General features: G+C 67.2%; 12 protein-coding genes. 6 read left to right on the top strand and 6 right to left on the bottom strand.

The genetic code is table 11. The features are described from left to right. Window positions 1-159: 159 nt before the first annotated feature. The 4 genes from JRI60_RS10215 to JRI60_RS10200 all read right to left on the bottom strand — a co-directional run bounded on the left by JRI60_RS10215 (window position 160) and on the right by JRI60_RS10200 (window position 3,412). Entirely contained in the window at window positions 160-693 is a 534-nt protein-coding gene (locus JRI60_RS10215) for a hypothetical protein (protein WP_204225653.1), read from the bottom strand. Window positions 694-797: 104 nt separating this feature from the next. Continuing rightward, on the bottom strand, window positions 798-1,253 hold the full coding sequence (locus JRI60_RS10210) for an ADYC domain-containing protein (protein ID WP_204225652.1): 456 nt from the start codon (window positions 1,251-1,253) through the stop codon (window positions 798-800). Between the two features lie 122 nt (window positions 1,254-1,375). Next, complete coding sequence (locus JRI60_RS10205; protein WP_204225651.1) at window positions 1,376-2,629, bottom strand: ankyrin repeat domain-containing protein; 1,254 nt, start codon at window positions 2,627-2,629, stop codon at window positions 1,376-1,378. 336 nt (window positions 2,630-2,965) lie between these two features. Then, on the bottom strand, window positions 2,966-3,412 hold the full coding sequence (locus JRI60_RS10200) for a DUF4145 domain-containing protein (RefSeq protein WP_204225650.1): 447 nt from the start codon (window positions 3,410-3,412) through the stop codon (window positions 2,966-2,968). 123 nt (window positions 3,413-3,535) lie between these two features. Here JRI60_RS10200 and JRI60_RS10195 point away from each other — a divergent pair, with 123 nt between their 5' ends. The 3 genes from JRI60_RS10195 (at window position 3,536) to JRI60_RS10185 (ending at window position 8,995) form a co-directional block, all read left to right on the top strand. Beyond that, the gene (locus JRI60_RS10195; protein WP_204225649.1) at window positions 3,536-6,229 is read left to right on the top strand and encodes a hypothetical protein; all 2,694 of its coding nucleotides are present in this window, start codon (window positions 3,536-3,538) and stop codon (window positions 6,227-6,229) included. A gap of 117 nt (window positions 6,230-6,346) precedes the next feature. Continuing rightward, window positions 6,347-7,231: a DUF2381 family protein gene (locus JRI60_RS10190; protein WP_204228873.1), complete on the top strand. Its 885-nt coding sequence runs from the start codon at window positions 6,347-6,349 to the stop codon at window positions 7,229-7,231. Between the two features lie 12 nt (window positions 7,232-7,243). Next, window positions 7,244-8,995, top strand: coding sequence for a serine/threonine protein kinase (locus JRI60_RS10185; RefSeq protein WP_204225648.1), 1,752 nt, complete (start codon window positions 7,244-7,246; stop codon window positions 8,993-8,995). Window positions 8,996-9,230: 235 nt separating this feature from the next. On the opposite strand, the gene JRI60_RS10180 is transcribed toward JRI60_RS10185, so the two are convergent. Further along, window positions 9,231-10,004 carry a PPC domain-containing protein gene (locus JRI60_RS10180; RefSeq protein ID WP_204225647.1) on the bottom strand — a complete coding sequence of 258 codons (774 nt, stop codon included), beginning with the start codon at window positions 10,002-10,004 and terminating at the stop codon, window positions 9,231-9,233. 121 nt (window positions 10,005-10,125) lie between these two features. Further along, entirely contained in the window at window positions 10,126-10,482 is a 357-nt protein-coding gene (locus tag JRI60_RS10175; RefSeq protein ID WP_239470441.1) for a hypothetical protein, read from the bottom strand. Between the two features lie 441 nt (window positions 10,483-10,923). Between JRI60_RS10175 and JRI60_RS10170 the strand changes: the two genes are divergently transcribed. The 3 genes from JRI60_RS10170 (at window position 10,924) to JRI60_RS10160 (ending at window position 13,353) form a co-directional block, all read left to right on the top strand. Next, window positions 10,924-11,676, top strand: a complete 753-nt coding sequence (locus tag JRI60_RS10170; RefSeq protein ID WP_204225646.1) for a hypothetical protein — start codon at window positions 10,924-10,926, stop codon at window positions 11,674-11,676. A 219-nt stretch (window positions 11,677-11,895) separates the two neighbouring features. Next, window positions 11,896-12,537: a hypothetical protein gene (locus JRI60_RS10165; protein ID WP_204225645.1), complete on the top strand. Its 642-nt coding sequence runs from the start codon at window positions 11,896-11,898 to the stop codon at window positions 12,535-12,537. A 72-nt stretch (window positions 12,538-12,609) separates the two neighbouring features. Continuing rightward, complete coding sequence (locus JRI60_RS10160) at window positions 12,610-13,353, top strand: hypothetical protein (protein WP_204225644.1); 744 nt, start codon at window positions 12,610-12,612, stop codon at window positions 13,351-13,353. Window positions 13,354-13,400 lie beyond the last annotated feature (47 nt).

Raw genomic sequence — 13,400 nt, 5'->3', positions numbered from 1 at the left:
CGCGTACACGAACGCCCATGTCGAGCGGCTCGACCTGGATCCATGCGAGTTCGGTCCTCTCGGGCACGTGGGCTGTTTCCGGCGGAATGCGCGTCCGCTGTGGGATCGCGCGCTGGATTGGTTCGCGGAGCATCCGGCACCGGCTTCGCGGAGCCTCAACTAGGGCTCCGAGTCCTTCATGTGCCCGAAGTGCTTCATCGGCTTGCCGGTGAGCCGGGGACGGGGGGTCGCGACCTCCACGTCCACGAGCCCCCCCAGAGCAGGCTCCGGCTCCATGAGCCGGATGAGGTTGCCAATGAAGGGAAGGGAGCGCGCCTGGGCCTTCCAGTAGCTCATGCTCCTCGCGAAGCTGACCGGCTGGGCCGAGGAGCTCCGGGGCACCATGAGGAAGACCGAGCACAGGAGCGCCGCGGCGGTGGACAGGCCCGCCGCCAGCTTCAGGCGCGCCCAGCGCAGTCCCACCGGGCAGTCCCGCGTGAGCGCCGTCCCATCCCGGCGCTGGTAGACGCGCCCGCAGAACCGGCCTTCCGTGCGCTGCACCAGGGCCTCCAACTCCCCGATGGTGAGCGTGGACAGGTTGTAGACGTTGAGCTGGCAGCGCGCGCAGAAGCGCCGGCTCTCGTCGCCCTCCATCTTCTCCCAGCTCTCAGAACAGGGCGATGCCACCCGGACCTTGATGCGGCCAGTCGTCATACGTCCTCCCTTCCGGCGCTGACTCTCGCTCCCATCGAACCCGGGCACCATCGGTCAACCGACGCATTGAGGGCCAACCTCCAGCAGGGCCGCCCGCTCCGCCCTCAGCGAGAGGCCGCGTGTATCGGGAGGCGCCCGGTGGCGAGCACGCCCTCACGCAACCCGGCGGCAGTGCAGGGCCTCACTCCCGGGTAGGTGGGGAGGTCCACCTCCGGGCGACGCCGGTTCTCCGGATTGAGGCACACCGCGCCCTGGGGTCCCCAGACGGCCTCCAGCTGCTCCAGGCGGGCGCCCTTGCCCTGGATTCCATACGCATCCCGGACGAGGATCCTCGTGCCGTTGCGGGTGTAGCTGGCGAAGTCACCCTGGCCGACGAAGTACGCGGCGCGCTTGGCGTGCAGGCAGGAAGCGAAGAGGTCCTCGCGTACGCGCCCCGGCTGCTCGGAAGGCGAGTCCCACGGCTTGTACCCCCACAGCATGCAGGTCGCGATGGCGCCCGAGCGACAGGCCAGGGTGGTGACGTCGGCATCGAGGGTGACCGCCGCGCTGAGTGCATCCACCCTCCGGCCAGGCAGGAAGGAGACTTCCTCCTTGGAATTCCTTTCGGGTTACCGCGCAATCCCTCACCGATGCACCGGGCCCCGGAGCCTACCCCGGCGGTCTGGGTCTCACCCGCGCGTGACTAGGGCCGGCGCTCCGGAAGGCTGGTGGTGAGCAGCTCCACGACGCCGTGCAGGCCGAGCTCGCGCGCCATTCCGAGCGGTGTTCGTCCGCGCTTGTCCCCGCGATGGATGTCGGCACCGGCACGGAGCAGCAGGGAGGCGATCTTCTCGTGCACGGGAGAGGGCCGCGCCACCCGGACGAGCTCGCCCACGCTGTTCATCCCGGGGGGACCGGTGTTGTGCAACCCCGTCATCGCCTCGATGGCGAGGTGCAGGGAGGAGCGCCCCTCCCCATCGAGGGCATCCGCCCGGGTGCCCGCCTCGAGCAACACCGAGACGAGGGGAAGGTTCCCCGCCGTGACAGCGCGATGGAGCGGGGCCTGTCCCTTGTGGTCCCTCGCGCGGAAGTCCGCCTTGTTCCGGATGAGGAACCGCACGAGCGGGCCCGCGTCCGGGTCCGCCGCCAGCAGGTGGAGCACGGTCGCTCCCTGCTTGTCCTGGACGTTGACGTCCGCGCCCTGCTCCAGGAGGAGCCGGGCCATGCGCATGCGAGCCTCCTGGAACCCGGGCTTCTCCCGGGTCTCGGACCATGCCTGGGCGAGCGGATGCATGACCGACGAGCCGTCATTCGCCCGGGAGCGGATGCCGGCGCCACGACGAAGCATGGCGTGGACCGCCTCGACGTGCATCGCCTGGATGGCGATGTGGAGGATCGGAATCTGGCCGTCGTAGCCGCGGGACTGGACGTCGACACCGAGCTCGATGATGCGGGTCGCCAGCTGGGGGGCGCTCCAGATGGCGAAGACGAGGGTGGGAGTCCGGAACCGGCCCGCCTTGGGATTCGCGCCCTTGTCCAGGAGGAACTCCGCGAGCGCCGCGTCCCCGCGCTGGAGGGCCGAGTCCAGCGGGGTCGAACCATCCCCACTGACGGCATCGAGCTCCGCCCCCGCCTCCAGCAGGAGCGCGGCGATCCGACGATTCCTGGCGAGGTGGAGGGGCCGCTCGCCGAAAGGGCCCGAGACGTGGACGTTGGCCCCGTGCTGGAGCAGCAGCCGTGTGAGCTCTGGGTTCTCCTGCCCGGCGGCGAGGTGAAGCAGGGTCCTGCCCGCGGACACGGCCTCCACATAGCGAGCTTGAGGCGCGAGGAGATCCTTCAGCGCCACCACGTCGCCGGCCTCGACCGTGCTCACGAGCCGCTCGCGGAGGGCCTCCAGCTCCACCTCGGACGATGCGAGGCACGCCGACAACCCCACGGCCATCACCAGGGTCCACATGGCCGGGATCCTACTCAAAGCCAGCGGATGGAGTCCGCACGGCCGGAGGGGTCTCCACGCTGCTGCTCCTCGCGTTCGCCGCGTATGCACGCGGGTGGGTCCGCCGGACCAACTGACCGGATTCGAGAGACGGCGGGCGCATCAGGGCCCCGAATCCTTCATGTGCCCGAAGCGCGCCTGGACCTTCCAGTAGTCCATGCTACTCGGCTTGCCGACGGGGCTTCGCGTTGAAGAGGTTGCTCGCGTAGCGGTCGCCGGAGTCGCACAGCACCGTGACGATGGTGTGCCCCGTCCCCCTCTTTCCTTCTGTCTTTCTGCTCTCGCCGTCCGCGCGGCTCAGCGTCTGCCGCCTGGACGTCTGGGCGGTATCTGCGTTCGCAGTGCATCCACCTGCTCTTCCGGCATGTACGCGCTCCGCAGGAGGTTCTCCGTAAGGTGGTGCACCAACCTGGCTTCCTTCTGATTCAAGTCGAAGCTCCGGTGTGCTGCCGCGTTCCCCGCCTCCACCACGAGTTGGAGTTGATGCTTCTGGCGGCGGCCGATGTAGCCCTCATTTTCGAGCGCTTTCAGGCTGGCGGCGAAGGTGCCGTCCGCACTGCCCGTACGGTCCGTCGACACCCTCTCGATGAGCGTGCGCGCGCCTTGGGCCACCAGCGTGAAGCTGTGGGACTCCAGGGCTCTACACACTTCCTCCCACATCGTGCGCACGGGGGGCGGGAGCTGGGCGTGCCACGCTGGAGTGCTGCTCTCAACCGGAGAGGGGAGACTGTTGGGGGTCGTCATGCCTGCTCCTCCTGTCTTCATCACAGGAAGAGTACCCAGGCGGGCCGAGAACTTCCAACGGGACTCAATTTGGCTTCAATTTGAGGGTGGATTGGAGGACATTGAGGGCAGGAGGTGCGTCACATGGGGTGGATCCGCGAGCGCATGGAGGAGCTGGAGCCGCCGGTTCACAGCATCAGCGAGCTGGCGCAGCGGGTGCGCAAGGCCAGTTCATGGCCCAAGGCCGAGAAGCTCAAGGCGAGTTCCCTGGCGACGTACCTCGGGAAGTTCGATGAGGGCGAGGCGCTGGAGTGGCTCGAGGAGCGGCCGGGAGTCCTTCAGGCGCTCGCGGATGTCCTGGAGATGAATCGGGAGGACCTGGGCGAGCACCTCGCTCAGCTCCGCTCCCGCAGTGAGACAAGAACCCTTCGTCTCAAGCTGCGGGACGTGCCAACGCGTCCGATCGACCTGCGGCACGAGCCGCTCCCCCCGGGGCTGCCGCCGCAAGTGCTGGAGCCCGCCAGCTGGCCCATGTGGTGGTATGCGCCGGGTGGAGCGGGCCGGACACTGGTAGGCGAGTGGCTCGAGGCTCGCGGACTGGCGGTGTTCATCCAGGCCCAGACCTGGGTCGAGGCCGAGAGCCAGCTTCCGGAGGATCGCCCTGCTTTCGTCGAGCTCGGCTCCAGCGAGGGAGTCCCCCTCTGGGATGAGTGGGTGCCCCATCGCAAGGTCTGCGTGGCCACCGAGGCCTATTCGCCTCGCCCGCGAAGGACATTCGAGGAGGATGATCCGCGAGGGTGGATGAGCGCACGGCAGACCCAGCCGGAATGGCCCGAAGTGGAGAGCCCGGAAGTGGGCTCCTGGCTCCAAGCGCTCGTGGGTTGGTTGGAGACGCGGGTCCAGGTGTCCGGCTTCGATGCGAAGGCGTGCTGGCGTTGGCTGGAGAGGCCAGAAATCCTCTCGATGATCGACACCCTGGGGACAGCCCTGGGCCTCATCGGTCTCTTCGTGACCTATGCGCAGAAAGGAGGAACTGCGGGGCCACTCGTGAGGGCCCGGGGACTGCCCGGCATGGCGCGGCTCTTCCTTCGGATGCGGGTCCAACAGGCCGAGACCAACGAACTCACGCCAGAGGCTCTCTGGGAGCGGCTGCTCCATATGAGCAGGCACCTGGTGACAGAGAACACTCCATCTTGGTTTGAAGCGAGGCCCCTCGATGCATGGCACGCGCTCGTACGCAACCGGCCGGATGATGCGGATCTCGACTGGCTGAAGGAGCTCGAGCCCCATGGGGTGAAAGTGGACCGTGCTGCCTTGGACAAGGCGCGTGGCCGCCTCCCACCCGATGCCTTCCGGACCGTGCGAGCCCTACAAACACTGGGCCTGCTTCGCGAGCGCCAGCCACGACAGTATGTCTTCCAGCCTCGTTGGGTGTTGTCCGTCCTGGTGGAGCAGACCATCCGCGAGACACTCGAACAGGCCCCCAGCGTCTGGGGCGGAGTCCTGCTGCGGCCGGACTACGCGCAAGCCGTGCTCGAGAATCTGATCGAGCGCTGCAAACACAACGATTTCACGCCCATCCACAAGGTCCTGGCGAAGCCTGAGCTGAGTTCCCCTGCCTGGGTGGCGGCACTCGAAGGATCCTTCCGCGTGCTCGGAGTCGCGATGCTGGAAGGTGTGCAGGTTCCCGAGGAGTTGCGCCTGGGTGTCCTCCGGTTCCAGTGGGCGCTGAACGTGCCGCTCTTCGATGGCGCCCCTCAGCCGCGCATCGACTACGCCCATGAGTATGGGAATGAGCATCCCTTGCTGGAGACCGGCATCTGGTACGCTGCCCTCTTGCTCCTGGCCGAGAGATCGCCTGTCGGCAGCGATCTCTCGATCGAGTCCTGGTGCAAGGGTATGCCAGCTCAAACCATGAGGTGGGTGGTGCAGAGGGCGACCTTCATGCTCGATGAGGGAGAGCATCTTCCGGAGAGGTGGTGGGTGCCACTCTTCCTTCTCGGAGGACGCCTGATGGACAGGCTGCCTTTTCCCACGCAGCCCGGCATGTTGTTCGAGGCGTTGGTCCAACCCGAGCAGTTACTGCGCAGGCTCCAGCGGGAGGACACCACCTTGCAGAGCCTCGCCGAGGACATCTCCTGGGACCGGACCATTGTCTTGCTCCCTGAGTATGCGCGGGCGCGTGGTGTGGAGTGGCTCCCACTCGCTCGGAAGGTCTGGAGGCTCTGGCTCGATGAGGGGAGACAGGAGCTTCCTCGATTCTTGATGCCAGACGAGGCCTATGCGCCAGTGTTCTGGCAAGCGCTGCCGCCGGAGGCCGTTGTCCGTTTCGTTGACAGGCCACTGCGCTGGTTGCTCAAGAATAGGGAGGCCATCTATTCGTTCTTCAAGGAGGAGCACTGGGACGCATTCCTTCAGGCCTGGGTTTCTCTGAAGGAGTCCTGGTGGGGCGAAGCTCCGCTGGCCGCCATCCAGCGGATTCCCGCCGAGCATGTACGAAAGGCCCTCCGCGCCGGGTTTCCCGACGGCTACGACCACTCGACCCGGAAACTGCTCTGGCAGCGCATGCCCGAGGTGCTCTGCGAAGAGATAGAGCTCCTCTTCCGTCAGGGGCAGTGGGACACGGTGTTGCGTCAGGCCTGGGCTGCGCCCCTTCACTATGTCCCGCGCCTGCTGGCCAGTGCGGAAGCGGGACTCGAGCAGAGTGACACCCCGCCGCCGGTGCACGTCAGCCGATGGCTTCATACACAGGTTGCGAACAGGGCACCGGGTTGGGAGCAGGCCTGGAAGCTGCTCGAGCGGGTCGTACCGCCCCGTCTTCCAGGCGCTGGAAGTTGAGCAACCCAGCTTGCACGTGAGGGCTCCCATAAAACCGGGGCAGGCGCAGTCTTCACCGCGGGACGGTGAGCGCACGTGCGGAGCATCTGCTAGGGTGAACCGGCGAGGTCACCCCCACTGACACTACCATCGCCCCTTCTCTCCCTGGCCCTCCTCACCCTCTCCCTGGCGACGCCGGCGGCAGCGCAGACCCAGCCCCCCGTCCGCGAACGCCAGGAGCGCCAGGTCCTCCTCCCCAGCAACCCCAACGAGTCGGTGCCAGAGGCGCGGGTGGCGGCCAACGTCGCCACCTACCTGCGCTTCGACGCCCCCATCGAGAAGGCCTCGGTGGAGGTAGAGGGCCGGCCGGCGCGTTTCCGTTGGGTGGATGTGGGCGAGCGCCTCATCGCCGTGGAGCCCTCCGTCGATCTGGGCGCCGAGGAGAAGCTGGTGGTGCGGGTGCGCTACAAGGACGGCGCCTCCCCCGCGGTGGCCACGCTCGTGCTCGTCACCCACCCCACGCTGGTGGACAAGGAGGTAGAGGTGGTGCGCCGTCCGCGCACGGTGGAGGCGCTGGAGGCAGCGCTGGCGGAGAAGGAGGCGACACTCGCCGCATTGCAGGCCGAGAGTGGGCCTGCCGGACTCGTCTTCTCCGGGCGGCTCGACCTCGGAGGCGTGCAGGCCCGGCGCATGGAAGTTCCCTCAGGAGCACAGGAGGGACTGAAGGTGGTGAAGGGGGAGGCGTACCGCGCCGGCACCTGGGCGCTCGCCGTCGTCCGCGTGCGTAACCTCCCGGGGCAGAAGCCCTGGGCGCCGGGGGAGGCGCGACTCGCCCGGCCAGACGGCACGCCCGTAAAGGTGCGCTCCGTGGAGATGAGCAAGGCGCAGCTCGCGCCTGGGGAGGAGGGCCTCGTAGCGGTGGAGACGGAGGCCCCCTTCTGGAAGGCAAGCGAAGCCCTCCGCCTGGAGTTGCAGGACAAGAGTGGCAGTCGGCGTCTCTCCATCCCCGAAGTGAAGCTGTAGGAGTGCCAGCCCATGACGGCGGAAGCCCTTCACCCCGACCACCTCCAGCCCGGCCACATGGTGGGACCCTGGCGCATCGTCCAGGTGCTGGGCCGGGGCGGCTCCTCCCGCGTCTTCATGGTGGAGCGCGACAACAAACCCTACTCCCTGAAGATGGGGCTCCTCCCCCTCTCCGAGGCCCAGGAGGAACTCTCGGAAGAGGAGTACGTGGAGGAGAAGAGCGCCTACCGGCGGCTGGCGCGCGAGGCGGCGGCCCTCTTCGCCTACGCCTCTCACCCCAACCTGCTGCGCCTGTACGCGGTGGACTGCTGGCCCAACCCCAGCAACGGCTACCCCTTCCTCGTCACCGACTACGTGGACGGGGACAACTGGCACCAGTGGCGCTGGCGGACGGCCCCTCATGCCGCCAGGCTCGTGGACACCTTCTCCGACGTGGTACGCACCGTGGGCGTGCTGCACCAGCGCGGCGTGTACCACCGGGACTTGAAGGCGGAGAACCTCCTCATCCGCCGCGAGGACGGCCGCCCCTTCCTCATCGACTTCGGCACGGTGCGCCTGCCGGGAGCCCTCACCAAAACCCTGGGCTTGCCCGAGGGCGTCATGCACCTGTTGCCGCCCGAGCTCCTGGCCTACACCCGCTCCGCGGCGTGGAAGAAGGGGGTACCCTTTCACGGGGGCGCACCCGCGGACCTGTACGCCCTGGGGGTGCTGCTCTTCCAGGCCCTCACGGACCTGCACCCCTTCAGCCCCGAGCTACCGGACGAGCAGCTGGTGGCCGCCATCGCCACCGTCTCCCCAACTCCCCCCCACCTGCTCAACCCCCTGGCGCCGCGCTCGCTCAGCGACGTCGCCATGCGGCTGCTGGAGAAGAAGCCCGAGGACCGCTATCCCAGCACTGGGGCGCTGCTGCGGGCGTTGGAGCAGGCAGCAGAGCAGGAGAAGGCGTCCCCCGCCTGGAAGGTGCCGCTCTTCGAGGCCGAGCCGCGCCCGGTGGAGCCAGCACCCCAGGAGCAGGTGGCTCTGGCGGCGCAGCCGCCCGAAACGGCGCGCGCGGCCCCGGAAGAGTCTCCGCCGGCTTCCGAGGCGGCTACTGGCCGTCCCCGGCGTGCAAGGTGGCCCCGGGTGCTGTTCGCGGGCCTGACCGTAGTCGGCCTTGCCTTGTGGCTGGCGCACTCCACACTCGTGCCCTCACCGCAGGCGCTGCCGCCTGGGTCTGGCCATGCCGAGAAAGGAAGCCCGCCCGTGTCCACCACTTCCCCCTCCACCTCCTCGAGCGTCCTCGCCGCCTGGCTGTGCGCTGTCGCCGGCCTCGGCTGCCCTGCCGTCCAGATGAGGCCCCCGGAGCCCGAGGACTGCCCCAAGGAGGCGGCCGAGGCCATGGCGGAGCTGAAGCTTCGGACGAGCAGCCCTCTTCGGGCCGTCGTGGACATCAACCAGCCCGGCGATTTCGGCGACCTGGGCGTCTACCAGGACGGAGCCGTCATCGGGCGTCTCGTGGAGGGAGACGGCAACCTGCCCGAGGGGACGCTGCTCCACGGACGCCTCTGGACGGGGAATGGCATCTATGACATCGCCGGGGATGTGGAGCGCCCGGCTGTCCTGGGCCGCTACACGCAGGCCGTGCTGCCCGATGGGCGGAAGTACCCCGTGTGCATCGTGCTGGGGGACACGGACGGGCGAGTGCCCAAGTCGGAGGGCTCCAAGCCCGGCGCCGCCGTGCTGGCGCGCGAGCTGCCGGTGAGCCCCGTCTGGCGCTGGCCGTGAGGCTTGAGGCCCCGGGAGGTGGAGATGGCCTGTGAGTCAGGACTCCGAGTCCAGCCGCTCCAGCAACCGCGCTTCGAGGAGGGCCGCGCGCCGCTGGTGCACCTCACGCGCCTGCGCCACCTCCCTTGATGCACCGATCGGTCTGGCACACACATCGAGGCCTTGGCGAGGAGCACGTCGCGCAGTGCAACCCCCTCGCAGACCCACGGTACAGTCCCCTACTACCGCATGGCGTCTACTTCTTGAGCACATCCACGCGAAGAGTGCAGGCGTAGGAGTTGCTCATGCCTTCGACCATGACGTAGGTCTTGCCCGCCACGGGGTTGATGATGGTGCAGACCGCCGGCAGCGTGGAACTGTCCCGTGTGCAGTCCACCGCGCTCGGCACCGCGGGCGCGTCACCCTGGCGCACGTAGAGCTTGAACTGGCCTGTCGGTCCGAACGGCTGGGTGGCCGTCACCTGCAGCCGGCCATAGCCGGCTGGAACGTCCACCTCGTACACCGTCCGCGACAGCTGGTTGCCCTGGACGGGCACCTGCGTCGCAAGCGCCAGCGGGTTGCTGTAGTAGGCGTGCAGCGTGACGTTGGAAAACGGCTCGTAGCCGTAGACAAGGACGTAGTAGGGCTGATCGGACTCAACGTCGGTGGTGTACACGCAGTTCTCCGTGGTCCCCACCGCATCGCTCGAGCAGTCGTAGTCGGTGAACGTGGGCTCGGCGAACCGCTTCACGTAGAGGTCCGCGTCTCCGCTGCCACCGCGGAGCGTGAAGCTCAGCTTCGCCGCGGGCGCCGGATTCACCATGCGGAAGCTCTGCACCGAGCCCAGCCCGCCCGATACCGTCACCGCATAGCCATTGTAGATTTCCGTGCTGAGCGCGCTCGACCGGGACAGCAGTGCCGGAGCCACCTGCGGTGCCACCTTGCCCTCAGCCCCTGGAAGAGACTCGCCACAACCGATGCCGAACATCGAGACCAGGGCCACTGCCGAGACCGCGCGCGTGAGGTGCATGAGCGCTCCGTTTTGGATGAAGCGCTCAAGGTAGGGAGTGGCTGTTGCCGCGTGTATGTCAAGGTTCTGCAACGCAGTCATTCGTTACATGTCTGTGACCCGCGGCATCCAGAAGTCCTCATCAGAGGCGAGCTGAGTCCCACGGTGAGTCGCCAGACTGCTTGCAGCATGTCTCCCAGAAGCCTCCACTCCAGTCCACCAACCTCCCCACCTTTTTGGACAGGTTGGCGCGCAGGTATTGCATGAAGGAGGCGAGTGCCGCTCCCCGCGTCCACACCAGCAGGTGGAAGTGATTGGACGCGAAGATGAAGGCGTGCAGCCGTACGCTGCCAGCACGCTGCTGGGCAGCTCGCGCCAGCACGCCTCCTACCACCTCGTTCACCTCCTGGCTGGGACGCAGCAACAGCCTCCCCTGGAAGCACCTGGACGTAACGAAGTAGTAGCTCTCCTCCTGGAACATTCTCAGCGGCCAGCCCATCCCCTCCCCCTGCGTACCGTCCGCGAGGTCATTGCATCCCTCGGGCCAGCTGCAACTCCTCGGAAAGACATGGAGGCCGGCAGCTTCACCCGTCCACGCCACGTCTCGCTCTCGCGCAGGTCCCTCGTTTCGAATCCTTTGACACCCTCTCGCCCTCTCGGGCGCATTCTCACCTACACGGATGTGGCCACCCTGGATCGCTGGTTCGACCGGTCCCTGAATGCCACCACCCTCTCCGACGTGTTGGACGACCTCTCGGTGTGAGCCTCCCGCCTGGGGGACGCGGCGTGGAACGAAGCAACCCGCGTAGTTGGGGTAGAAACGATCGAGAAGACCGAACCTGCAACGACGATTCGTGGAGAATGTGACATCCAAAATCCTGCCTGTGTCTTGAAGGGCAATCGTTCATGACGAACGAGAGCACTCAAGGACGACAGCTCGATGAACTCCATTTCCAAGAACCTGCTCCTCCTCCTTTGCACGGCTGGCACCGCCGCGTGCGGCCCCGAGTCCGCCCAGCCTCAGGAGGTCGAGAGCCAGGCGCTCGGACAGAGCGAGCAGATGCTGAACCCGCCGCTGCAGGATTCGCAGCAGTGCAATCTGCCCGCGGGCCGTTACGTGGTGGCGGCGAAGCCGACCTCCCTGGCCAACGTCTACGACGTCTCCTTCTACAATGACGCGTACGACTCCAACAACAAGCCCTCCACGGGCTGCAAGAGCATGATCTTCGTGTGGAACGAGTTCGCCACGCCGGTGCCTCCCACCCCGCCGTCGGCGGATCAATTCTCCATCCGCCTGTTCGAGGGGTGGTGGTATGGCTCGTCTCCGACCTCGGGGCAGCGGCGCTTCGCGGTGAAGGCGGTCTGGCGGACGGAGTACCGGGTGTCCGTGTTCCCGACCACCTATCAGGCTCGCTTCTACACCAACGGCGAGTTCTACAACTACGGCGCGACGTTCAACGTCATCACCCCGGGCGTCGATCAGAACCACAGCGTGTGGAACTACATGGCCTCCGCGGGTCAGGACTTCAACACGATCACCATCACCCCCTGGAACACGGACACCAGCATCGTGCAGTCGCTCTACCTGGAGTCGGGCACGACCCGGCTCGGAGGCACCGAGCTGGTGCGCGACGGCAACGGAAGCTGCCCGGCGGGCTACACCTGCGCTCCGGTGCCGCCGACCGGGTGGTAGTCGCCGCCCCTCTTCCTTCCCGTTGACGCGCGGTTGCGCGCGCGAGCGGGACTCGAGTGCCATTCCCTTCCAGCAACGAGACGTTGCTCCATCAATGGCAGACGCACTCGAGAGCATCGCAATCCAAGAACAAATCAGAATCATTGACGACTGAGTTTTCTCTATATAGCTTGCATTCACTCATCAACGACTGATGAGCAAAACAAAGAGGGGAAGTCCATGTTCGTGAAGTATTTCGGTCGGGCGACCGTGATGGCGCTCGTGTCGGTGTCTCTGTTTGGCTGCGGTGGGTCGGAGATGGGTCTGCCCGATGGCGACGCCGCGGAGAGCGGGGTGGTGACAGAGCCCACGGCCACGGTGATGCAGGGGCTGACCCGTGGTGACGTGGACTACCGGGCCTGGCGGTGGGTCGACGTGCGCATGCCGTACTGCGGTGGCGTGAACGGCGGCCCGGACGCCATCTGCGGTGGCACCTGTGTGCGCAACGGCGACGCGAACACCGCGGAGTGGAACGGGTACCGCTCCGACTGCTCGGGCCTGGTGTCCTGGGCGTGGGGCGTTCCCGGTCCGGGCTGGACGACGGGCACCATCTACGGCGACACCAACGTGACCCAGCGCGTGGGCTACTGGGACATGCAGATGGGTGATGCCATCACCACCCACAACGCCAGCACCAACAAAGGCCACACGATGATCTTCCACGGCTGGAACACGGATGGCTCGGCGCGCATCTTCCAGGAGCTGCAGTGCGGGACGGTCGCCCAGGACGTCAACATCCCGTTCGTGAAGAACTCGGATGGCTCGCTGAAGTGGACCGCCGACGGCCGCACCTACTGGCCGGTCCGCAAGAAGGTCCTCTAGTCACGCGGTGGGGTTGACCGGGGCTGGAGTCCGCGCCAGCCCCGGTCCCTTCCCGCCGTGATGGAGCCATCCATGCACGCCGACGTTCCTCCCGCCTTTCATTTCGTGTTGGCGCAGGCACCCACGCCGCCTGTGTCCTCGCGCCTCGAGGTTCCCCCCCAGCCGGCCACCGAGGTGCGCTCCGAGTCCATGGTGGGGACCCATCCCATGCTGGTGATGGGGACGCCCGAGGCCGCCTTCCTGTGGCCGCTCGCCACGTTCACCCCGCCCGACAACCTGCAACTGTTCATCTCGGCGAAGCTGGTCCATCCCGCCTGGAAGACACGCAAGCCCGACTTCTCCTCGGGGAGCTACACCCTCCAGGCGGACGCGCCGTTCGACCTGGCCGCCGTGCGCGACGGGAAGCTCAAGAGCCTGAAGGTGTCCATCTCCAAGGCCGGCGCCGCCAGCCCGGAGTGGAAGGGCGTGGAAGTCCAGGTGAAGGCCATTCCCTGGCACAGCCAGCTCCACCCCCGCAGCGCCTCGGTCCCGCGGTTGCTGTACCGGGTCTTCGGCTCGCCCGGAAACACCTTCCTCGTGCACGAGCTGTCCGGCAGCCCGGACTTCCACCACGTCCTCAAGGTGAAGTTCAAGGACCGGAGCTTCACCGCGGAGCAGCTCGCGCTCGGCCCCCTCGTGGACGTGAATGACATGCCCAACGTCCGGGGCGCCCGGTTGAAGCTGGGAGACTCGCCCCAGGGCACGCTGCTCGACGAGAAGCCGGTGTCGTTCAAGGTGGAGCGCGAGCTGCTGTTCCATGAGGTCGTCGCTCCCTGACCTGGCTGGCGCGCATCGCCTCCTACCTCCCGAGAGGACGTCCGTCG

The sequence above is a fragment of the Archangium violaceum genome (genome assembly GCF_016887565.1).
GTDB lineage: Bacteria > Myxococcota > Myxococcia > Myxococcales > Myxococcaceae > Archangium > Archangium violaceum_B.
This window is presented reverse-complemented; position numbering and strand designations above follow the sequence as displayed.